The 21,113-nt window shown below is 70.5% G+C and carries 16 protein-coding genes and 1 tRNA gene; 12 read left to right on the top strand and 5 right to left on the bottom strand.

Features of this window, described 5'->3' with window-relative positions:
* The first annotated feature begins 80 nt into the window (after nucleotides 1-80).
* A complete protein-coding gene (locus ACFQVD_RS34290; RefSeq protein ID WP_343963275.1) occupies nucleotides 81-1,376 on the top strand; it encodes an MFS transporter in 1,296 nt (431 codons plus the stop codon).
* A 1-nt stretch (nucleotide 1,377) separates the two neighbouring features.
* On the opposite strand, the gene ACFQVD_RS34285 is transcribed toward ACFQVD_RS34290, so the two are convergent.
* A complete protein-coding gene (locus ACFQVD_RS34285; protein ID WP_343963274.1) occupies nucleotides 1,378-1,806 on the bottom strand; it encodes a PspC domain-containing protein in 429 nt (142 codons plus the stop codon).
* Between the two features lie 119 nt (nucleotides 1,807-1,925).
* On the opposite strand from ACFQVD_RS34285, the gene ACFQVD_RS34280 reads away from it, so the two are divergent.
* Entirely contained in the window at nucleotides 1,926-3,083 is a 1,158-nt protein-coding gene (locus ACFQVD_RS34280; RefSeq protein ID WP_343963273.1) for an acyl-CoA dehydrogenase family protein, read from the top strand.
* A 50-nt stretch (nucleotides 3,084-3,133) separates the two neighbouring features.
* Here the strand turns inward: ACFQVD_RS34280 and ACFQVD_RS34275 are convergent, their stop codons facing one another.
* Entirely contained in the window at nucleotides 3,134-3,757 is a 624-nt protein-coding gene (locus ACFQVD_RS34275; RefSeq protein WP_343963272.1) for a 3'-5' exonuclease, read from the bottom strand.
* A gap of 116 nt (nucleotides 3,758-3,873) precedes the next feature.
* On the opposite strand from ACFQVD_RS34275, the gene ACFQVD_RS34270 reads away from it, so the two are divergent.
* Nucleotides 3,874-3,949 (top strand) — tRNA-Lys (locus ACFQVD_RS34270).
* Between the two features lie 465 nt (nucleotides 3,950-4,414).
* Here the strand turns inward: ACFQVD_RS34270 and ACFQVD_RS34265 are convergent.
* A complete protein-coding gene (locus tag ACFQVD_RS34265; RefSeq protein ID WP_343963270.1) occupies nucleotides 4,415-5,440 on the bottom strand; it encodes a hypothetical protein in 1,026 nt (341 codons plus the stop codon).
* Between the two features lie 264 nt (nucleotides 5,441-5,704).
* Nucleotides 5,705-6,025, bottom strand: a complete 321-nt coding sequence (locus tag ACFQVD_RS34260; RefSeq protein ID WP_343963269.1) for a hypothetical protein — start codon at nucleotides 6,023-6,025, stop codon at nucleotides 5,705-5,707.
* A 258-nt stretch (nucleotides 6,026-6,283) separates the two neighbouring features.
* Between ACFQVD_RS34260 and ACFQVD_RS34255 the strand changes: the two genes are divergently transcribed.
* From ACFQVD_RS34255 to ACFQVD_RS34245, 3 genes are all read left to right on the top strand, one after another.
* Nucleotides 6,284-6,907: a DJ-1/PfpI family protein gene (locus tag ACFQVD_RS34255; RefSeq protein WP_343963268.1), complete on the top strand. Its 624-nt coding sequence runs from the start codon at nucleotides 6,284-6,286 to the stop codon at nucleotides 6,905-6,907.
* Between the two features lie 190 nt (nucleotides 6,908-7,097).
* Nucleotides 7,098-7,499 carry a VOC family protein gene (locus ACFQVD_RS34250; RefSeq protein WP_343963267.1) on the top strand — a complete coding sequence of 134 codons (402 nt, stop codon included), beginning with the start codon at nucleotides 7,098-7,100 and terminating at the stop codon, nucleotides 7,497-7,499.
* 513 nt (nucleotides 7,500-8,012) lie between these two features.
* Nucleotides 8,013-9,407 carry a carboxylesterase/lipase family protein gene (locus ACFQVD_RS34245; RefSeq protein ID WP_343963266.1) on the top strand — a complete coding sequence of 465 codons (1,395 nt, stop codon included), beginning with the start codon at nucleotides 8,013-8,015 and terminating at the stop codon, nucleotides 9,405-9,407.
* Here the strand turns inward: ACFQVD_RS34245 and ACFQVD_RS34240 are convergent.
* Nucleotides 9,379-10,500 carry a PucR family transcriptional regulator gene (locus tag ACFQVD_RS34240; protein WP_343963265.1) on the bottom strand — a complete coding sequence of 374 codons (1,122 nt, stop codon included), beginning with the start codon at nucleotides 10,498-10,500 and terminating at the stop codon, nucleotides 9,379-9,381. The genes ACFQVD_RS34245 and ACFQVD_RS34240 overlap by 29 nt on opposite strands.
* Before the next feature lie 114 nt (nucleotides 10,501-10,614).
* Here ACFQVD_RS34240 and ACFQVD_RS34235 point away from each other — a divergent pair, with 114 nt between their 5' ends.
* From ACFQVD_RS34235 to ACFQVD_RS34210, 6 genes are all read left to right on the top strand, one after another.
* Complete coding sequence (locus ACFQVD_RS34235; RefSeq protein WP_343963264.1) at nucleotides 10,615-11,415, top strand: alpha/beta hydrolase family protein; 801 nt, start codon at nucleotides 10,615-10,617, stop codon at nucleotides 11,413-11,415.
* A gap of 72 nt (nucleotides 11,416-11,487) precedes the next feature.
* Nucleotides 11,488-12,765, top strand: a complete 1,278-nt coding sequence (locus ACFQVD_RS34230; protein WP_343963263.1) for an MFS transporter — start codon at nucleotides 11,488-11,490, stop codon at nucleotides 12,763-12,765.
* 4 nt (nucleotides 12,766-12,769) lie between these two features.
* On the top strand, nucleotides 12,770-13,426 hold the full coding sequence (locus ACFQVD_RS34225) for a TetR/AcrR family transcriptional regulator (RefSeq protein ID WP_343963261.1): 657 nt from the start codon (nucleotides 12,770-12,772) through the stop codon (nucleotides 13,424-13,426).
* A 260-nt stretch (nucleotides 13,427-13,686) separates the two neighbouring features.
* Nucleotides 13,687-15,015, top strand: a complete 1,329-nt coding sequence (locus ACFQVD_RS34220; protein ID WP_343963259.1) for an SWIM zinc finger family protein — start codon at nucleotides 13,687-13,689, stop codon at nucleotides 15,013-15,015.
* On the top strand, nucleotides 15,012-18,230 hold the full coding sequence (locus ACFQVD_RS34215; RefSeq protein WP_343963258.1) for a hypothetical protein: 3,219 nt from the start codon (nucleotides 15,012-15,014) through the stop codon (nucleotides 18,228-18,230). The genes ACFQVD_RS34220 and ACFQVD_RS34215 overlap by 4 nt, the downstream gene beginning before the upstream one ends.
* Nucleotides 18,227-21,097 (top strand): hypothetical protein, encoded by a 2,871-nt coding sequence (locus ACFQVD_RS34210; protein WP_343963257.1) that lies wholly within the window; start codon nucleotides 18,227-18,229, stop codon nucleotides 21,095-21,097. The genes ACFQVD_RS34215 and ACFQVD_RS34210 overlap by 4 nt, the downstream gene beginning before the upstream one ends.
* The last annotated feature ends 16 nt before the right edge of the window (nucleotides 21,098-21,113 follow it).

Below are 21,113 nucleotides of genomic sequence, written 5' to 3'. Positions count from 1 at the left end.
CGCGTCGGCCTCACAGCAGGCACCGTAGGTTACACAGTGAACACCCACAGTCAGTGTGCCTGCGAGCTCAGCGGAGTCCTATGGCGGCGACCAAGTCCGGCCGACCACCCGGGCGGCACCGCCGTCCGGCGGAACGCCAAGCGACCTACGGCGAGGTCATCGCCATCGGCGAGTTCCGCGCGCTCTGGATCGGCCAGGGGCTCTCCCTGCTCGGCGACCAGCTCTCCCGGGTGGCGCTGTCCGTCCTGGTCTTCGAGCGGACGGACTCGCCCCTGGCCACGGCGTCGGTCTACGCCCTGACCTACCTGCCACCGATCATCGGCGGGCCGCTCCTCGCGGGACTCGCCGACCGCCACGCCCGACGGCGCATCATGCTCGTCTGTGACGTGCTCAGGGCCCTCCTGGTCGCGCTCATGGCGATCCCCGGCACCTCGTTCGCCATGCTGTGCGTGCTGGTCTTCTGCGTGGTGCTGCTCAGCGCGCCGTTCTCGGCGGCGCGGGCGGCGCTCCTGCCGGAGCTGCTCACGGGCGACCGCTACGTCGCGGGCTCCGCCCTGCAGAACATGACCAACCAGGGCGCGCAGATGCTCGGCTTCGCCGCCGGCGGCTTCCTGATCATGGGAATGGGGCCGTATCGCGCGCTTGCCCTGGACGCGGCGACCTACCTGGCCTCCGCGCTCATCATCGTCTCGGGTGTACGGCGGCGTCCCGCCCCCATCTCCGCCGACGAGAACCGGCCCTCGATGTGGACGATGACCCGCGCCGGCGCCAGGCTGGTCTTCGGCGACCCCCGGTTACGGACGCTGGTGCTCTTCGCCTGGCTCTGCGGCTTCTACGTGCTCCCCGAGGGGATCGCGGCCCCGTACGCCGGTGAGCTGACCAGAAATCCCCAGCAGCTCTCCCTGGTCACCGGTCTGCTGATGGGTGCCATGCCCACCGGTACCGTCGTCGGCGCGTTCCTGTTCAGCCGCTACGTCAGTCCGTCGAACCGGCTGCGGTCGATGGGCTGGATGGCGATGCTGACCTGCGCGCCGCTGATCCTGTGCGCGGCACGGCCGCCGCTGCCCGTGGTGCTGCTGCTCTGGTTCGCCTCGGGACTGGGCGGGGCCTACCAGCTCGCGGCCAACGCCGCGTTCGTGCAGTGCGTCCCCGCCGAGCGGCGGGGGCAGGCATTCGGGCTGGTCCAGTCGGGCCTGCTGGCCTCCCAGGGCGTCGGGATCCTGGTGGGCGGGGCCGCGGCCGACCATCTCGGCCCCGAGATGGTGGTGGCACTGGCCGGCGCGACCGGACTCGCCGTGGCGGTCGCGCTGGCCGTGCTCTGGAGGGGATCCCGCAAAGAGATCATCGAGAGGGTTCGCGCCGAGGCGAACTCCTGACTCACCCCTGGGGGCGGGGGTCGTCGCTACGCGGCGGCACCGTGCCGTACGGGGCCGAAGGGGGCTGGGGAGCCTGGTAGGGGGGATACTCGGGGGCCTGCTGGTGCGGAGCGCGGTGCTGGCTGGTGGCCTTGGCCCAGCCCTGCTCGGCCTTGGTCTTGGCGTCCACCCAGATCGGGTTGTCCTTGTTCTTATCGATCAGGTCCTGGAGGACCGACCTGTCCTTGTTCTCCTCGGGCAGGAGCACCCAGCCGATCGCGTAGATCGCCACCCCGAGACCACCGAAGAAGGTGGCGATGGCGAGGGCCGCGCGGATGATGTTGGGGTCCACTCCGGCGTAGCGTCCGAGGCCGGAGGCCACCCCGGCGACGATGCGCCCGTCCCTGGTCCTGCGGAGCTGCTTGACGCCGGAAAAGTCGTTTTCGTTCATGTATTAAGACTGCCCCGTAGCGGGTCCTCATCACATCGGGACTTCCCCTGGCGCAACCCTGACATCCACCCTGTTCGTCCCGGCAATACCCTGACAGGGCCGAACAGAGAGGAAAAGCCATGGACGACCTCCTGCGTATCGACGACACGCTCTCCGAGGAGCAGCGGCTCATCCGCGACACCGTGCGGGACTTCGTCGCGGACCGGGTGCTCCCTCATATCGGCGACTGGTTCGAGGAGGCCGTCTTCCCCGCCCGCGAGCTCGCCCCGGCGCTCGGCTCGCTCGGCGTGCTGGGCATGCACCTGGAAGGGTACGGCTGCGCGGGCCTCGACGCCGTCTCGTACGGGGTGGCCTGTCGCGAACTGGAGGCGGGAGACTCCGGGCTGCGGTCGTTCGTCTCCGTGCAGGGCTCGCTCGCGATGTTTCCGATCTGGAAGTACGGCTCCGCCGAGCAGAAGGACGAGTGGCTGCCCCGGATGGCCGCGGGCGACGCGATCGGCTGCTTCGGCCTGACCGAGCCCGACCACGGCTCCGATCCGGCCGGCATGCGCACCCACGCCAAGCTGGACCCCTCGGGCGACTGGATACTCAACGGCGCCAAGATGTGGATCACCAACGGCTCGATCGCCGACGTCGCGGTGGTCTGGGCGCAGACCGAGGACGGCGTCCGCGGCTTCGTGGTGCCCACCGACACCCCCGGCTTCACCGCCCCGGAGATCCACAAGAAGATGTCCCTGCGGGCCTCGGTGACCTCGTCGCTCTACTTCGACGACGTCCGCCTGCCCGCCTCCGCGGTACTTCCCGGGGTGCGCGGCCTGAAGGGCCCGCTGTCCTGCCTGTCCGAGGCGCGCTTCGGCATCCTGTGGGGCGTGGTGGGGGCGGCCCGCGCCTGCCTGGAGTCCGCGGTCGACTACTCCACCTCCCGTATCCAGTTCGGCAGGCCCATCGGCGGCTTCCAGTTGACCCAGGAGAAGCTCGCCTGGTCCTATGTCGGACTGGGGCAGTCACAGCTCACCGCGCTCCATCTGGGCCGCCTCAAGGACGCGGGGACCCTCACTCCCCGCCAGGTCAGCTTCGGCAAACTCGCCAACGTCCGCGCCGCCCTGGACATCGCCCGCCAGGCACGCTCCATCCTGGGCGGCAACGGCATCACGCTGGAGTATCCGGTGATCCGGCACATGAACAACCTGGAGAGCGTGCTGACCTACGAGGGCACCCAGGAGATCCACACGCTCGTGCTCGGCGAGGCGCTGACCGGCATCCCCGCCTACCGCTGACGCTTCCGTGTCGCGTACGCCCGAGGGGCCCGGGTCCGGCGCCGTTCGGGCTACCTCCGGCGGGGGTGGCGCTGGGGCAGGCCGCAGGGGCGCCACTCGGGGGCCTGGGCGGCCCGCTCCAGCTTCTCCGCCCAGGAGACCCCGGTACGCAGGTAGAAACGGAACAGCTCGGCGGTGGCGCGGGCGTCGGCCAGCGCGGCATGGGCCCCGAGAAGCGGGATGCCCGCGCGCTCGCAGCAGGCGGCGAGCGTCCACCGGCCGTCGGGGATGAAGCCCGGTGCCAGCCGCTGCGTGCACAGCGTCTCGGTCACCCACTCGCTGCCGGGCAGGTGCCGCAGGAAGCGCAGGTCGAAGGAGGCGTTGTGGGCCACCAGGACCCGGCCGGCGATCCGCTGCCAGACCTCGTCCAGCAACTCCTCGATCATCGGCGCGCCCGCGACCATCGCGCCGGTGATGCCGTGGACGTGCACGGCCCCGGTGCCGCGCCCCGGATCGACCAGCGAGTGCCACTCGTCGACGGTCTCGCCCTGGGCGTTCAGCGAGACGAGCGCTATCTCGCAGATCCGGTCGCCCCTGGAGGGCGAGAAACCGGTGGTCTCCACGTCGACCACGACATACCCTTGCCGCGTGGAGACATGTGCGCTGCGGGCGGGCTCAAGCCCCGAGCTCGTCATGCCCGCCACTCTAGGAGCCGTTCCCGTCCTCCACCTGCCGTTCGGCAAACAGGTGACCGCGAATAGGCCTGGCGACGGACGTTAGTGGACACTATCCTCGGTACGCTGTCACCTGCGGGGCGTTAGCTCAATGGTTAGAGCTGCGGACTTTTAATCCGTAGGTTCTGGGTTCGAGTCCCAGGCGCCCTACCACCCGCGAGCAGGAACGTAGGCTCTGACCTGGGCCTACGTTCCTGACGATCTTTCTCCGCCCATGCAGCCGGACGCAGCCGTCTGCCACCGGTCCCGGAATATACGCGGAATGGGATCGACGACGTTTCCCCAGGTCAGCTCAGAGGTTTCGGAAGCTCGCGGAGCGGTTCCGGGGCCGCGGTAGCCGACACGACGAAGGACCCCGAGGGCTACCCGGAGTCCTTCGTGTCCTGTTGTTGAGATTGTCACGTCGTGAGCACTTCCAAGATCCGCTTGTTGGCCACCTCGTGTTGGCCGTCGATGATGTACCCCGGCGCGGTTCACACTCTCACCCGATTGAATGAGACTGCAGCCAACCAGGCGATAAGCCGGAACTCCATCCCGTGTCCGATCCGGCACGGGAGTGACCGAAGCGGTACTGATGCCAAGCTTGACCGACCTTGTTTCGCTCTCGTCGCCGGAGCCTCACTCGGCGACCTCGACGTGTGAGCTCACGATCACGGAGTGGAGATCGAACGCCTCCTCGGGCAACAAAACTCGCTCCGCACGGCCGGTATGGACATCGACCAGGTAGAGCTGGGATTCATACCCCTTTGTCTCGATATGAATGAGCACTCTGCTGGTGTCGTACCAGTAGACAAAGCTTTCGATCTCCCGTAGACCGTCGATATCGGGGGTGACACGGCTAACGATCTGGCCGGTCTTCGCATCCAAGGTGCCAACGGTGCGGGATGGCACGCCATACTTCTCGCCATCGAATGCAAGCAGGTGGCCATCGGGAGAGACGTGAGTCTTCGACAGCATCAGGTAGGGGAGAATCGGAAAACGGACCTTTGACGTTCTCCCCGGACGCACAGCGCTCGCCTCCGTTGTCTTGGCGGAGTCCTTGTGAGCGGCCACGAAGGTCGTGCCTACATCAGAGACGCCGATGACACAACATGCCCGTGGGAGAGTGAGAACCTTGGCGGTTTTCACGTCATATCGGATGGCACGCGACTTGGGGTGGCCGCCTATCGAGTCGACTGCCAACCACCGACTGTTGCGGGAGAACCCGAAAGACATCTCCCACCCGTCCCAACTCTTCGGGGTTGGGACGATACGGACCGTCCCTCGCTCAAGGTCGCGGATCACGAGGCGTTCACTCTTGGCGAGCACGTAAGCGAGCCGGACGCCATCCGGTGACACAGCGATCTTGCCTAGGTCTTCGTCCGGTAGCGCGTCACGGACTGCCCACTGCTTCCCGGAGGTGGTAACCACATGCCACACGCCACATGTCTTCCCGAAGTCACCACAGGGCGAGTAGGCATACCGGATCGGCTCCGACAGCTTTTTCGGGAGAGTCGGGGCAGGCGGCTTCACGATTCTCGTTGATACCTCGACATGTACTGTAGAGGACTCTCGATAGGCCGCGGCGGTGTTGATCGGCTGCGAAACAACCGCGCCCATCATGAGAGATACGAACGCGAAGCCTCGTCGGCCGAGCCTGTTCACGGGTGACCTCCAATTGACGACGATCACCATAGATCAGGTGGGGGGCGCGCGGAATATGTGTGAGCCACGAAGGCATCAAGCAGGCCGGATGGGCCTGCAAGCGGACCCGTTCCCGCTTGGCGCGCGCCTCCGGGGCCAGACCACCACCATCTGGATATCGCATCCCACTGGCAGACTCACCGGAACTCGACCTGTCCTGACCTGTACCCCCGTTTTCCCACCTCAGAGCACCAGAGTCAGTAGATGATCCCCAAGCTGATGGCTTCAACCCACCGGACGTGGCAGCTTCGGATAGTGCAGGACTTCCACGTACATGATCCGTTCCTCAACGACGTCAAGGATCAGATCACCTCTCGGCGGAAGCAGCGGCACGCATCTGTGCCCGGGACCGTACGCTCCGTCCGGCCGCTCGGCCGTATAGAAGCTCTGGCAGAAGTCATCACCGCATCCGCACTCCTCGTGGAACCGAATGTCCCAGGTGGAGACGGCAAGGTCTTCCTCCCCTTCTTCTCTCAAACACGCGATGAGATCCGCGACGAGATCGGGGAACAACTCACGTACGAGCGGCCGCTCGATCTTGCTCATGTCACACAGTCTCCCAGCCCCCTCTTCGAAAGCGTCATCAAGTTCCGGACCATGCACGGTTTTCCTCCCCATGCAGGTGGGAGACGGCACCCGAAACGCCAGTTCAGAGCGTTGTGAATGGCAATAAGAGCCGTCCATTTTTAATCCGTAGGTTCTGGGTTCGAGTCCCAGGTGCCCTACTCCGCATTACCCGCTTGAACTGCGGATTCTTCCTAATGGCCTGGTCGCCGTTCCACGTAGTTCGGTAAGGGAGTCGCTGTGCGTATCGTCATACCGCTGTTCGACCGGTTCACCGCCCTTGACGCGGTTGGTCCGTATGAGGTGCTCAAGTTCTTGCCGGGCGTCGAGATCGTGTTCGCGGCCACCGAGCCCGGACCGGTGCGGGACGTTCCCAGATGGCTTGCCATCACCGCCGATGCGACGTTTACCGATATTGACTCCTGTGACGTGTTAGTGGTTCCCGGGGGTCCAGGAGCGCGGGAATTACTGCGGGATGGCGAACTTCTCGATTGGCTCCGGCGGATGCACCAGGGGAGCATTTGGACGACTTCCGTGTGTACGGGGTCGTTGCTGCTGGGAGCCGCCGGACTGCTGACAGGACTCTCGGCGACTACCCATTGGGCGGCGATCGATGTGCTGGAGTCGTTCGGGGCCACCTACACGGCCGAGCGCGTGATATTTCAGGGAAAGATCGTGACCGCCGCCGGAGTCTCTTCCGGCATCGACATGGCGCTCGCGCTGGCAGCGCGCATCACCGATCAGACCACTGCCGAGGCGATCCAACTTGCGATCGAGTACGACCCACAGCCACCGTTCGACGCCGGATCCCCCGCGAAGGCGTCCCGGGCCGCCAGGGCCCTTCTTGCCCGAGGAATTCGCTGACGGTACGACCCTCCGGAGTACCGCAACGCGCACCCGTAGGGTCAGGGAACAGGGACCTACCGGATCCGACGCGCGATCATGCCGCTGACCTGTAGAGAAGGCAAGACCGCCGGACCCGGTTCGCTGGGATGCCCGGTTCCCGCCATCGTGGCCAAGGCCGGTATCAAAGATCTTGTGACAGGATCGCGGGATGCTGCGACTCACCGATTTCATCATCGACTGCCCGGACACGATGAAGTTGGCGGCCTTCTACTCCGAGGTGACGGGCCGCCCGATCAAGGAAGGCAGCCACGAGAACTGGGCCGGCATCAAGTTCGGCGAGGTCGAGCTGGCCTTCATCCGGGTGGACGACTACCGCGCTCCGCGGTGGCCCGACAGCGAGCACCCCAAGCAGTTCCACCTCGACTTCGAAGTCGACGAGATCGAGTCCGAGCAGCGCCGCGTCCTCGACCTCGGCGCGACGCTGCAGCAGGACTTCATCGGTCCCGAAGGCTACGGCTGGCGGATCTACACCGACCCGATCGGCCACCCCTTCTGCCTGTGCCGCAACAAGGGCGTCATCTGGACCGACCAGGGCCCGATCTGGACCTAGCCATGGGTCGGCCCCCCTACAGGTCGCGATCGCGCTGTGGCCGATCACCGAACCGGTTGACGGCGATCGAAGGTCCGGGACCGTCTCGGAGGGCGCGGAGGGTGCACAGGCCAAGGGGCCGGGGCCACTGGGCACGAGACCGAGAGGCCGAATCTCAGGTGCGTCTGTACCGGTCGACCCCATGATCGTCGTGCCAGATCCGTGCCGGACGCAGCGGGCGATCATGGTGAATCACCGGGAGCGGCGGGGAACCGCACCGCCCCTGGCAGGACCTATGATTCCGCGGGTCAGTGAACCGCCCCGGCTTTGCTGGAGACCCGGAACGGGGGGCGGCCCCTGCCCGTCTTGATCAGCGGCAGGACCGAGCCCTGGTCGTCGTCGCGTTCTTCCCTCGCTGTCTCGCGCCGAGCGCGACGAGGCGTCGGGACGGCGACCTGCCGCCCGGCACCGAGCACGGCTGGCGCCGCACGTTGACACCTTGTTTGCTACCGATCGATCGGTAGGATTCGAGGCATGGACATCATCGCGGCCACCCGGCACGGCAAGGTGCGTGGCCTGCTCCAGGACGGGATCGCGGTCTTCCGTGGCATTCCCTACGCGGCGGCTCCCTTCGGAGCCGAGCGCTTCCGTACCCCCGCGCCCGTTCAGCCCTGGGAAGGGGTCCGTGACGCGCTGAAGTTCGGGCCGACCGCCCCCAAACGTCCCTACCGGCCACCGCTGGACCGGCTCATCCCCGAGGAGCGGATCCCCGGCGACGGGTGCCTCAACCTGAACGTCTGGACCCCGGGCGTGGACGACGGCGCCCGCCCGGTGATGGTCTGGATCCACGGCGGCTCCCTGCGCAACGGCTCGTCGAGCCCGGCGTTGTACGACGGGCACGCCTTCGCCCGGGACGGCGTCGTGCTGGTCTCGATCAACTACCGGCTCGGCGTGGAGGGCTTCGGCGTCTTCCCCGACGCGCCCGACAACCGCGGTCTGCTCGACCAGCTCGCCGCGCTGGAGTGGGTGCGCGACAACGTGGCGGCCTTCGGCGGCGACCCCGGCAACGTCACCGTCTTCGGCGAGTCCGCGGGGGCGATCAGCATCGGCGCGCTGCTCACCAGCCCGCGGGCGAAGGGCCTGTTCCACCGGGCGATCATGCAGAGCGGTCCCCCGCACACGGTCACGCGCGAGGAGGCCGGGAAGACCGTGAAACTGATGGCGGCCAAGCTGGGCGTGCCGCCCACGGCCGAGGCGTTCGCCGCCGTCGACCGGGAGCGGCTGCTCGACGCCCAGGTCGAGGTGGTGGGCAAGGCCGATCCGATCACCGGCGGGCCCGGCTTCCACATCGTGGCGGAGCCAGGCTCCGGTCCGGTCGAGGTCGACCTCCTGATCGGTGCCAACCGGGAGGAGTACCGCCTCTGGTTCGTCCCCACCGGCGCCGTGGATCGAATCAACCGGCTGACACTGCGCCTGGCCCTGCTGAAGTTCCGCATCCCGAGCCGGGTCGCCCGGCTCTACCGCTCCGGCCGCCCCGGCGCCAAGCCCGGCGAGATCCTCGGCGAGATGGCCACCGACCTGCTCCTGCGCGGCCCGCTCAACCGCCTGGCCGATGCCGTGGAGCGGGCCTACGTCTACGAGTTCGCCTGGCGCTCCCCGGTCATGGACCTGGGCTCGTGCCACGGCCTGGAGATCGGCTTCGTCTTCGACAATCTCCGGCACGGCCGCGAGCTGGCCGGCGACGGCGCTCCGCAGGAGCTGGCCGACGCCATGCACCGGGCCTGGGTCGCCTTCGCCGCGACCGGGGATCCGGGCTGGCAGCGGTGGGACTCCTCCCGGCCCGTCATGATCTTCGACTCACCGGACTCCGGCGTCGTGCACGCCCCCAGGGACGAGGAGCTCAGGGTCTGGCTAGATCGCGGGCGGTGACCGCCGCTTCCAGGAGGCGCGCCTGCGCGGGCACCGCCAGGTCCAGTCCGGTCAGCATGCTCACTCGCCGCAGCCGGTAGTCCAGCGTGTTGCGGTGGATGTGCAGGTCGAGCGCGGTCCGGCGGCGGTTGTGTCCCCGGTTGACGAACGCGCGCAGCGTCTCCAGCAGATGGGGATGGCCGTCGAGCGGCGCCAGCTTGGCGGCCAGCCGTACCAGTCCTGCGCCTGGTCGCGCGAGCTGGTGCTCCAGCAGGACGTCGTCGAAGCGATAGAGGCCAGGCGGCCTGTTGATCCTGCGCACCAGCTCCAGCACCTCGCGGACCTCCTGCGCCGCGTCCGGGATGTTCGCGGGCTCCCCCGCCAGGGCCGCGGCGGCGAGCACCGGCCGACCCACGACCTCGGCCAGCCTGCGTACGAGCGGCTCCAGCGCGCATCCGCCGGGCAGCAGCGCGACCCCGTCGACGTGGTCCATCAGCACCAGCGTCCCGGTGTGCGCGTCCAGCGCCGACTGCACGAGCCGGACCGGCGGCGCGGGCTGCCCGAAGTCGAAGAGCACCACCTCGTGCGCCTGGCCCACCTCCACGCCCGCCGCCTCGGCCAGGCTCTCGTACGGCTGGCCGCCCAGCAGCGCGCCGATGAGCGCCCGCCGTACCCGCTTGCTCTCGCTCCTGATGTCCTCCTGCGCCTGCTGGTGGGCCAGGGCGACGGCGGGCATCGCCGTACGCAGCCAGCCGAGCAGCCCCTCACCGGCCGCGGCCAGTTCGTCGGCCTCGGCCACCTCGGTCAGCGCCTGCCACCAGACCTCGGCGCCGATGAGGTAGGCGGTCACCGCCGCCTCCAGTGGTAGCCGCTCCTCGGCCCGGCGCGCCGACCACTCGATGATGCGGGTGAGATCGGCCGGGCCCACCGCGTCGGGCCCGCGGAGCGTGCGCAGCAGGATCGCCAGGACGGCCGAGACCGAACGGGCCACCTCGCCGCTGAGGATCTCGGGCGGCGACTCCCGGTAGAACGGGATCTCGGCGGCGCACCGGGCGACCACCGCGGAGGTGAGTCCCCGCACCTTCGGCGCCATCCGGCTGTGCAGGTCGGCCATGCCGGGATCGTCACATTGCCCAAACCGGTACGTCAATCCTTGCCCCAAGTGCGGAAAGACGGCGGCCCCCGGCATGGCCAGGATGCGATCAAACCCCCCAGCCAGGAGGCCACCGTGTTCCGACGCCTGCTCATCCCCCTGATCCTCGTGCTCGCCCTGGGCACGGCTCCCGCCCGTGCCGCGACCGCGGACTGGGGCGCACCCGGCCCCTACGCCACCGCCGTGGAGGTCGGCGCGGTCAACACCCTCTACTTTCCCCGCGACATCGCCGGGAGCGACCGCCGGCACCCGGTGATCGTCTGGGGCAACGGCACGGGCGGCGCCCCGCTCGTCTATCGCGACCTGCTCCTGCAGTGGGCCAGCCACGGCTTCATCGTCTCGGCCGCCAACACCCCGATGTCGAACCTCGGCATCTCCATGCGCGCCGGGATCGACGCCCTCACCCGGCTCGACGCCGACCCGTCGAGCATCTTCCACGGCAAGGTCGACCTGACCCGCATCGGCGCCTCGGGACACTCCCAGGGCGGCGCGGCCGCCATCGTCGTCGGCGCCGACTCCCGTGTCGACAGCATCCTGCCCATCCAGCCCGGCCCGCTGGCCGACATCGACGACGTCCACGGCCCCGCCTTCCTGATGGCCGGCCAGAACGACTCCATCGTCTGGCCCGCGCTGGTCAGGGCCTTCTACAACGACGCGGACCACATCCCGGCGATCTACGGCGAGGTGCGCGGCGCCGACCACTTCACCGTCGTGGGCGACCCCGGCCCGTTCGCCGCGCCCACCACCGCCTGGTGGCGCTTCCAGCTCATGGACGACCCGCAGGCCCGCGCCCTGTTCTACGGCCCGGACTGCGGCATCTGCGTCGACCGCGGCACGTGGTCGGACGTGCGCCGCAACGCGCTCGTGCCGCGATAAGGAAGGTCTTCCTACCGATCGATCGGTCGTCTATTCTCGGCCTACCGATCGATCGGTAGGAAAGGACCCCCCATGACCGTCGACAGCCGACCCAGACCCGCCCTCCTGCGAGTGACCATCGGCAGTTTCGTGGGCACCGTCATCGAGCAGTACGACTTCCTGCTCTACGGCTTCATGACCGCCCTGGTCTTCAACACGCTCTTCTTCCCCAGCTCCGACCCGACCGTCGGCACCCTCGTCGCCTTCGCCGGCTTCGCGATCGGTTTCATCGCCCGCCCCGTCGGCGCGATCGTCGCCGGCCACTACGGCGACCGCATCGGCCGCAAGTCCATGCTCGTCATGACCCTGCTGGTCGCGGGCCTGGCGACCACCGCGATGGGCCTGCTGCCCACCTACGCCACGATCGGCATCTGGGCGCCGGTGCTCCTCATCGCGCTCCGGATCGTTCAGGGCTTCTCCTATGGCGGTGAGGTCACCGGCGCGGTGCTCATGACCACCGAGTTCGCACCCCGGCACCGCCGCGGCTACGTCGGCAGCTTCGTCCCCACCGCCGGACCCGCCGGCCTGCTCCTGGCGACGATCGCGATCATGGCCGTCGCCGGCATGGACAAGGCCGACTTCCTCTCGTACGGCTGGCGCATCCCCTTCCTGCTCTCAGCCGTGCTCGTGCTCGTCGGCCTGGCGATCCGCGCCTCCGCCCCGGAGAGCCCGGTCTTCGCCGAGTCCCGGATCCGCCACACCGCGCCCGTCCTGGAGGTCTTCCGCCGCCACGTCCGCACGGTTCTGCTCGGCGTGGGCACCGGCTTCGGCTTCTACGTCGTCTTCTACGTGCTGCTCGTCTTCGCCGGCTCCTACCTGACCACGCAGCTCAGACTCCCCGCCCAGGTGCCGCTGGTCGCGGTGGCCGTCGGCTCGGTCATGGTGATCATCCTCGGCCCGCTCTGCGGCCGCCTGTCCGACCGCTTCGGCCGTCGCCCGATGATCGTGACCGGCTCCGCCCTGAGCGCCCTGTTCAGCTTCGCCTTCTTCGCCATGCTGGCCACCGGCGGCACCACCCTGATCTACCTGGCCTACGCGCTGGCCTTCGGCCTGATGACCATCATGTACTCGCCGCTGATCACCTTCATCGCCGAACAGTTCCCCACCCCCGTGCGCTTCAGCGGCGCCTCGGTCGCCGGGCAGATCGGCGCCGTCCTCGGCGGCGGCTTCGCTCCGCTGATCGCCACCGCCCTGCTCACCGCCTCCGGCATCTGGGCGGTCGCGGCCTACGTCTGCGCCTCGCTGCTGGTCTCCCTCGCCTGCGCGCTGGCGCTGAAGGAGACCAACCAGAGCGATATCACGGCAGAATGAGGTCGTGACCAACGATCGACCGGCAGCACTCGCGACCCAGCGCCGGATCGCCGCCTCCGACGTTCGGCTCCCGGAGCATGTCCTGCTGGAGGGCACCTCCGGCCGGATCCTGCGCGAGGCGCTGCTGCTGTTCGCCGAGCGGGGCTTTCACGGCACCTCCATCCGCGGCCTCGCGGACGCCTGCGAGATCCGCTCGGCGACCCTCTACTCCCACTACCCGGCCAAGGAGAACGTGCTGGCCGAGCTGGTCCGCATCGGTCACGAGGAGCACCACCGGCGGCTGGTCGATGCGGCTTCCGCGGGACCGGCGGACCCCGAGTCGCGCCTGCGCCGGGTGGTCCGTGCGCATGTGCTGGTCCACGCGGAGTTCCCCATGCTCGCCGTCGTCGCCAACAACGAGCTGCACGCCCTCTCCGCCGAGCTGGCCGGTCCCGCGCTCGTCCTCCGTGCCAGTGGCCGACAGCTGCTCATCGACACCCTCGACGAGGGCATCGCCGAGGGCGTCTTCGACGTGCCCGACGCCTTCCTCGCGGTCACCGCGATCAGCGGGATGGGTATGCGAGTGGCGAACTGGTACGACCCCGCCATGCCGTACGAACCTGAGGAAGTCGCGAACACCTACGCGGAGTTCGCCCTGCGGATCACCAGGGCGGGCTTCTGACGCGCACACGCCGCCGTACAGACGGGGACCGGCACCACCTGTGACGGTCAGCGGGCGCGCGGGTCCTCCCTGAGGATCTCGCCGCTCGCGGACTTGGGGACGGCGTCCGAGGTGACCGAGGCCGAGTCGAAGCGGGGTACCCCGCAGGAGAGCCCGATGAGGCCGGTGTTCGTTGTGGAAGGTCTCGAACCTGTGCAGCGCGTACAGAAGGTGACATCTCCCGCGCCGGTTTGTCGGTGGGGCGATCTAATGTCCCGGCCATGACTTCAGCGACGCAGGCGTACACGTACGCCGCGCCCTCCTCCCTCGTCGACGGTCGTCTCGGATTGGCGACCTCCGGCGGCCGGGCCCTGTCCGGCCCGGCCGTGGCCCCCCGGTTCTTCAGTGGCGTGGTGACCCAGGCGGCCCCCGCCGCGGCGGCCCTGCTCGGCGTCGCCGATGTGGCGCTGGCCCGCTACCACCAGCCGCAGTCGCGGCCCGGCTGGGTGCGGGACCCGGTGGTGACGTGCAACGGGGACCGGCTGCGGTTCGAGTCGTTCTCGGCCTGTGGTGGCGTGTACGCCCGGCTTGACCTGCTGAACGGCGCGCTCGACGGCGAGGTGTTCGACCGGGGCACCACCAACGTCGACGTGAACGCGCCGCTCCGGGAGGCGCTGGCGCGCATCGGCGCGCGTGACCCGTTGCACCTGGGGGTCGGGCTCGACGAACTGGTCGTGACCACGATGGACGGCGCGGTGGTGGAGAAGAAGGTGCCGCTGCCCGAGCGCTGGTTGCGCGGCTTCGCCGAGGTGCAGGTCATCGCCTCGGGCATGGACCAGCGTGGTGAGCTGACCGGCATGGCGGCGGTGCGGTTCCTGCGCGGGCTGCCCAAGAAGGGCACGGTGTGGGTGGCGCAGGCGGGACGGGAGCTGAAGGTCTCCGACCGTCGGGTTCCGGGCTCGGTCCAGCTCGCCGGCCCCAACCGGCTCGGCACCCTCCTGCCGCTGCTGCGCTTCGCGAAGTCCCTCCGGGTGTACGGCCCGGCCGACGCCGCCTCCAGCGCCTGGGAGCTGGAGCTGCCGGGCATGCGCTACACGCTCACCCTCTCGCCCGAGCGCTGGCGCGGCTTCTCCGGCGAGGGCGCGGTGCTCGACGACCTGGCCACCGACGAGGCCGAGAACGACGCCGACGTGGTGGGCATGCTGCTCAACTTCGAGCCCGAGGTCGAGATCGGCCTGCTGGCCGACCGCGCGGGCATCCCCGCCGACCGGGTGCGGGCCGCGCTGACACAGCTCGGCGTCGCCGGCCGGGTCGGCTACGACCTGTCGGAGGCCGCCCACTTCCACCGTGAGCTGCCCTATGACAAGGACAATGTGATCCTGCTCAACCCGCGGCTGGCCAAGGCGCGCAAGCTCGTCGACGCGGGCGCCGTGCACCTCGAAGGCGAGCTGGCCACCGTCCGCACCTCGGGCGGCGCGCGCCGGGTCTCGCTGGCCGACGGCTCCTGTACCTGCGAGTGGTGGTGGGACCATCGCGGCTCCCGTGGGCCGTGCAAACACGTGCTGGCCGCCCGGATCGTCGCCCGCGCCGCCGTGGAGGTCTCCCGATGACCCTCTGGGCGGAGATCTGCGACCTGATCACTCGCAACCAGGTCACCCGCCTGGCCGACCGGCTGGTCACGCTCACCGAGGAGGAGCGCGCCGAGTCGGCCGGGCGGTTGCCCGGCCTCGTCAAGGAGCTGCGCCGCGCCCACACCGAGCGGGTGCGCGCCCAGCATCCCGACGACTTCGAGGAGTTGGCCTCCTGGGAGGTCGGCGATCTGCTCGACAAACTGGCCGGCGCGCTGCTGCTGACCGGTGTCGGCGTCATCACCGGCCCGGCGGCCGCCGTGGCGTGGATGACCGGCCGCGACGTCAACCGCCGCTGGGCCGAGGACCCCGACGTCGCCCAGGTGTGCCGGGTGGCGGCCACCCGCCCCTGGGAGTGGCGTCGCGATGTCGCGGTCCGGCTGGCCCGGCGGGTGCGCCGTCCCGCCGACCGCATCGCGCCGCTGGCCGTGGCGCTGCTGCGCGAGTCCGGCGCCGTACCGCCCGACCACGACCCGCTGGTGGCCGCCTGGCTGGCCGCGCCGAGCGTGGCCGATGACCCGCTGACCCCCGTGCTGCTGCCTCGCGTCTTCGACGCCGACGGCGCGGGCCGCGCCCTCCGTGACGAGCGGCTGGAGCCCCGGCCGACCCGCTGGCTGGCCACCGCCGCCCGCGAGCTGCCCAGGGAGCAGGTGCTCGACGGTTGCGTGAGCCGTTTCCTGCGCGGCGGCGAGGCGCAGGACCTGCGTTTCTTCGTCCGGCTGCACACGCTCCTCGACCCCATGCCCGCGGAGTCCGCTCCCCGCCTGCGCGACTACCTGCGGTTGTTGCCGTCGGCTCCGGGCACGGTCGCCGAGCTGGCCGCCGGGCAGGTGCGCGGGGCGATGCCGCTCGACCACGCCGACCTGGTCGAGGCGGTCGACGCGCTCACCTTCCGAAACGAGGCCAAGCTCGCCGCCACGGGCCTGCGCTGGCTCGACCGGGCGATCCGGGCCACGCCCGAGGCGGCCGCCGACTTCGTGACCGCGCTGACCACGGCGTACGCGCACAAGTCCTTCGACGTGCGCAACCGCGCGGTCGAGCTGACCCTGAAATACGCCGACCTGTTCGCCGAGCACGCCGAGGCGATCCTAGGCGGCGTCCGCCACCTCCCCGCCGACCTGGGCGCGAAGCTGGCCGGGCGGTTCGGCGGGGAGAGGCCCGTCGAGGAGCTGATCGAGGCCAAGGAGTTCCCGCCGCTGCCCGAGGTGCCCTCACCGGAGCGTTTCCCCGAGCCGTCGATCTTCCCGAACCACCACGAGCGGTGGATCGGATGGGAACGCTGGATGGCGGCGTTCGTCGCCGGGGTCGCGGAGAACCGCACGAACCTGCGCCGCAGGCTGAGGCCGCACGTCGAGCAGCAGACGCGGTACCGGCGGGACAGGAATGAGATCACCGATCCCGACGAATGGCAGGCCGTGCTGGCCGAGGAGCTCGTCGTGCCCGGCACCCTGCCGGAGATCCCCCCTGTCGGCCCGGAGAAGTTCTGGGACGACGCGAGTCACTCGGTCTCGGTCCGCCCGGTCGCCCGCGGCGAGGAGATCGAGCTGGAGCCGCCGAAACGGCGGATCACGGTGGTCGGCGGCTGGCGCCCCGGCCGCTACCTCGACGACGACACCCCGCTCCGCGTCGTCTTCATCACCTGGACCAGCGACGACGGCCCGGCCGGGGCCGTGGCCGTCGAGGCCGGCCGGCCGATCCCCTTCGCCAACGGCCGGGTCTACCTGTACGGACAGCCCTCCGATGACGACCAGGCACCGGACACGGGCCCCGGCGAGTCCGACGAGTCCGACGAGTATGAGGACTTCGACGACGCCGTCCCGGATCACCGCGAGCGCCGTCCGGTAGAGCCCGGAGTCCTCTACGACGACTCGGTGGCGGCCATGCCGTGGCACGCCCTGCATGGCGCCTACGAGCGCATGGCCGAGCTGGGGGTGAACCCCGACCGGATCACGGCCATGCGGAAGGGCCTGCCGGTGCCCCCGCCCGGCCCGGACGAGCCGCTCGTGGCGGTCACCGTCGGCTTCGTCCCGCCCCGGTTGCGCTCCTTCCAGCCCCGGCCGCTTCCCGCCCCGCACGAGTGGCGGCGGCGGCACCGGCTCCCGCACCCGAACCGTCTCTCGCCGCCGTCCGACTTCCTCGTCAACCGCTACGCGGAGCTGTACGGGGCCCTGCGCGCCGGCACGCTGCCGCCGGTGCTGCTGGCCACGCCGACGTGGATGACCGGCCACCTCGATCCCGACGTGCTGGTCGGCCGACTGGAGACGTGCGCCGACGCGGGCGTGGAACCGCTGCGGGCCGATCTGACGCAGGCGCTGCTGCGGCTGCCCCGGGGCGGCCACCAGGCCGCTGCCGACCGGGCCGCGAAGATCGATTCCGCGGCGGCGCGCACGGCGGCCGAATGGCTGGCCGGGCCGGGTATGCCCGACCCGGAGTGCGGTCTCCGGTGGACCCACATGGTGGACGCGTCCATGGTCGAGTTCGGCGACGACGAACCCGAGCACTTCACCGAGGTCCGCCTGACGCCGATGCTACGGGCCACGCCCACCGGCGACGAGCTGATCGACGAGGTGCTGCTGCGGCAGCCGTTCGACTGGTCGGGCGAGGACCTGGGCAGCGGGATCGGCGGGTGGCCGGCCATGCTGCCCTCGCACCGCGAGGCGGTGGCCGTGAACATGCTGCCGTTCGTGCTCCACAGCCGCTGGTACGCGAGCGTGACCCCGGCGGAACTGTCCCGCCTGGCCGCCTGCGACGGCCCCGTGAGCGAGGCGACGGCCGTGATCATCGCTTTCCTGCTGGGCAGCGGCGTGCCCGGGACGATCCCGGTGGTCCTGCGGATGGCGGCCAGAGGCGACCTGCCCGCCGAGGCGATCGGCCGCCAGCTCGCGCTGCTGCTGCGCCGCACCTGGCTGGAGACCCGCCCCGCCATCTCGGCCCTGACCGAGCTGGCCGACGCCGGCGGCCACCACGAGGTGTGGCGCATCCTGCGCGCCCTGCTGCCCGGGATGCTGCCGGGCGAGGGGCGGCGCATCACCGTGACCCACACCGAACTCGTCGCCTTCGCCGCCGACGTGGCACGCTGGACCGGCGCGCGCGGGGAGATCCCGGTCGTCGGCGAGTTCGCGCGGAGCCGCCGGACGATCCGCTTCGTCCACGAGTGCAGGCGCCTCCACGCCCAGCTCACCGGGGCCACGTCATGACCTCTGACGACATCCGTACCGAGATCAGGAATCTCGTGCTCGACCACGACGCCGAGGGGCTGGCGTTGCGGTTGCCGAAGCTCACCGACGCCGAGCGGGCAGGCGTCGCCGCCGAGTTGCCTGGTCTGCTCGCCGATCTCCGCGAGAGCCCGCCGCCGGCCGCCACCGTCGGCTGGGACGCCTTCGACTGGACCGTCGGCGACCAGGTCACCGGCCCGTCCGAGGTGCTGATGATGGTGGGCGCGGCGACCATTCCCGGTCCGGCCGGGGTGGTCACCTGGCTGATGAAACGCGACCTCAATCCCCGCTGGTCCGGCGCGCCGAGCCCGCACCGGCTGGTGAGGGCGCTCTCCGGTCGCCCGGTGGCCTGGCGTGCCGATCTGGCGGTACGGCTCGCACGCCGCATCCGCCGTCCCGACGACCGGATCGTGCCGCTGGCCCTGGAACTGCTGCGCGACGGCGAGGCCACCCCACCCGACCACGAGCCGCTGGTGGCGGCCTGGTTGTCGGCGGTGGGCGTGGCCAAGGACCCGCTCACGCCCCACCTGCTTCCGAAGATCTTCGAGGCGGCCGGCGCGGGCCGGGCGCTGGTCGACGAGACGCTCACCCCGAAGCCGTCCCGCTGGCTGGCCCTGGCCGCCCGCACGCTGCCGCGCGAGCAGATCATCACCGGCTGCGTGAGCCGTTTCCTGCGCGGCGGCGAGGCGCAGGACCTGCGTTTCTTCGTCCGGCTGCACACGCTCGTGGCGCCCACGCCGGAGGAGTCGGCCGGGCGGCTGCGCGACTACCTGCGGCTGCTGCCCGCCGCGCCGGGCCCGGTGGCCGAGCTGGCCTGGCAGCAGGTGCGCCAGGCGCGGCTCGACCCGGCGGACGTCGCCGAGGCCGTCGAGGCGATGACCTTCCGCCAAGAGGCCAAGCTCGCCGTGAAAGGCCTGACCTGGCTCGCCCGCGACCTCGCCACCGCACCGGAACGTGTGGCCGACCACGTCACCGCGCTGACCAACGCGTACGCGCACGCCTCCCACGAGGTGCGCGACCGCGCGGTCACCCTCACCCTCAAGCACGCCGACCACCTCACCGACCCCGCCCCGATCCTGGAGGCGGCCGAACTGCTGCCCCCGGTCTCGGCCCGGCGGCTTTTCGAGCGCTTCACCGAGGGCTGGACCGGCGACTTCACCCCCGGCCGCCTGCCCGAGGCCACCGTCCCCGGCCCGTTCCCCACCTCCGGCCTGGAGAGCGGCCCGCCGGAGGAGATCGGCTGGGTCGGCGTCGAGGCGTGGCTGGCGGCGGTCATCCGGGAGGCGCATACGAACCCGGACTCCCTGAAGGAAACGCTGGCCCGGCGGTTCGGCGAACACCTGCGGCCGGTGCTCTACGACGCGCCGGCGTGGCACTCCCCGCGTGACTGGTGCACGGCGCTGGCCAGGGAACTCGTCAACCCCGGCGAAGATCCGGGGCCGCCGGTGTCCCGTCCGCCGAGGCAGCGCCCGGCGTACCGGAGGACGATCTCCGAGGAGCAGCGGGCCGACACGGAGCAGGCCTTCCCCGGCCTGTCCGGCGATCTCGGGCAGGCCCTGTACGACGGCATGGTGAACATCGCGGCCACGGCCTTCCAGCTGTTCCCCGGCCTCCGCAGGGTCGTCCCGCTCCACGAGATGCCCGACTACGTACAGGAGGAGATCCTGCGGACGGTCGACGTCCAGACCGACCTCACCGACCTCACCGACCTCACCGACCTCTACGACCCGAAGGCGCGACCCGCGCCCGCCCCCTGGAGCCGCCTCCCCCACCTGCGGGAGTGCGCCCGCCCCCACGCCTTCCTCCTGTCCCGCCTCGACGAACTCCTGCGCGCGGCGAAGACCGGAGCCCTGCCCCCGGTGCTGCTGGCCACCCCCACCCGCGCCGACGGCCACCTCGACCCCGAGACCTTGCTCGACCGCCTGGCCGGGTGCGCGGAATCCGGCTGCGAACCGCTCCCGCTGGACGTGGCACAGGCCCTGTTGCGCCTCCCGCCCGATCCCGCCCCCGACCTGGCCGAACGCGCGAAGGGCATCGGCTCGGCGGCCGCCGCGGTGGTGGCCCGCCGGTTCGAGCGCGGCGCGCCCCCACCCCCGGAGGTGGAGCTGACCTGGACCCTCGACCTCGGCTCCCGCGTCGTGCCCTACGACGAGCATGTCCTCGACCCGCGCGGCATCGTCAACGTGAGCTGGCGCCCCGTGGAGCCCACCGGTCTCGCCCACCTCGACGCCCTGCTGACCGCGCCCGAGATACGCCCGTTCCGGCGCCTGTCACGTCACTTCTGGCCCGGCATGACGCCCCATCACCGGGAGCTCGCGGCGGCCCACCTGGCGATCGGCCTGATCGACCGTTTCGACCCGCCCGACATCGCGATCGACGACCTCCGCGACCTGACCCTGGCCGAAGGCGCGTCCGGCCCGGCGACGGCCCTGGTCCTGGCCTACTTCCTCACTGTGGAGGGCGACGACGCGGTGCCCTCGCTGCTTCGGCTGGCGGCCAAGGGCGCGCTCCCCGCCGCCGAGACGGGTCGCCTGCTGGGCCTGTTCGGCCGCCGCACCCGCTACGACGCCGGCCCCGCGTTGCCCTCACTGGAGCTGGCCGCCAAGCAGGGCGCGCACGCCGAGGTGTGGACGATCCTGCGCCACTTCCTGGCCGCCTTCCTCCCGAGGGAGGGCGAGCGGGCCCAGCGTCCGCACACCGACGCCGTCGTGCTGGCCACCGACATCGCCACGTGGGCCGGCGCGCGGGGCGAGATCCCCGAGGTGGCCGCCCACGCGAAGAAGCGCGGTTCGACCTCGCTGATCCGGGCCTGCCGGAGCCTCCACCGGTTCCTGACCCGGGAGGCCTGATCGGCTCGGCGGACGA

The organism is Streptosporangium amethystogenes subsp. fukuiense (genome assembly GCF_042665875.1).
GTDB lineage: Bacteria > Actinomycetota > Actinomycetes > Streptosporangiales > Streptosporangiaceae > Streptosporangium > Streptosporangium fukuiense.
The sequence above is the reverse complement of the archived record's forward strand: the minus strand, read 5'-3'. Positions and strand labels throughout refer to the sequence as shown.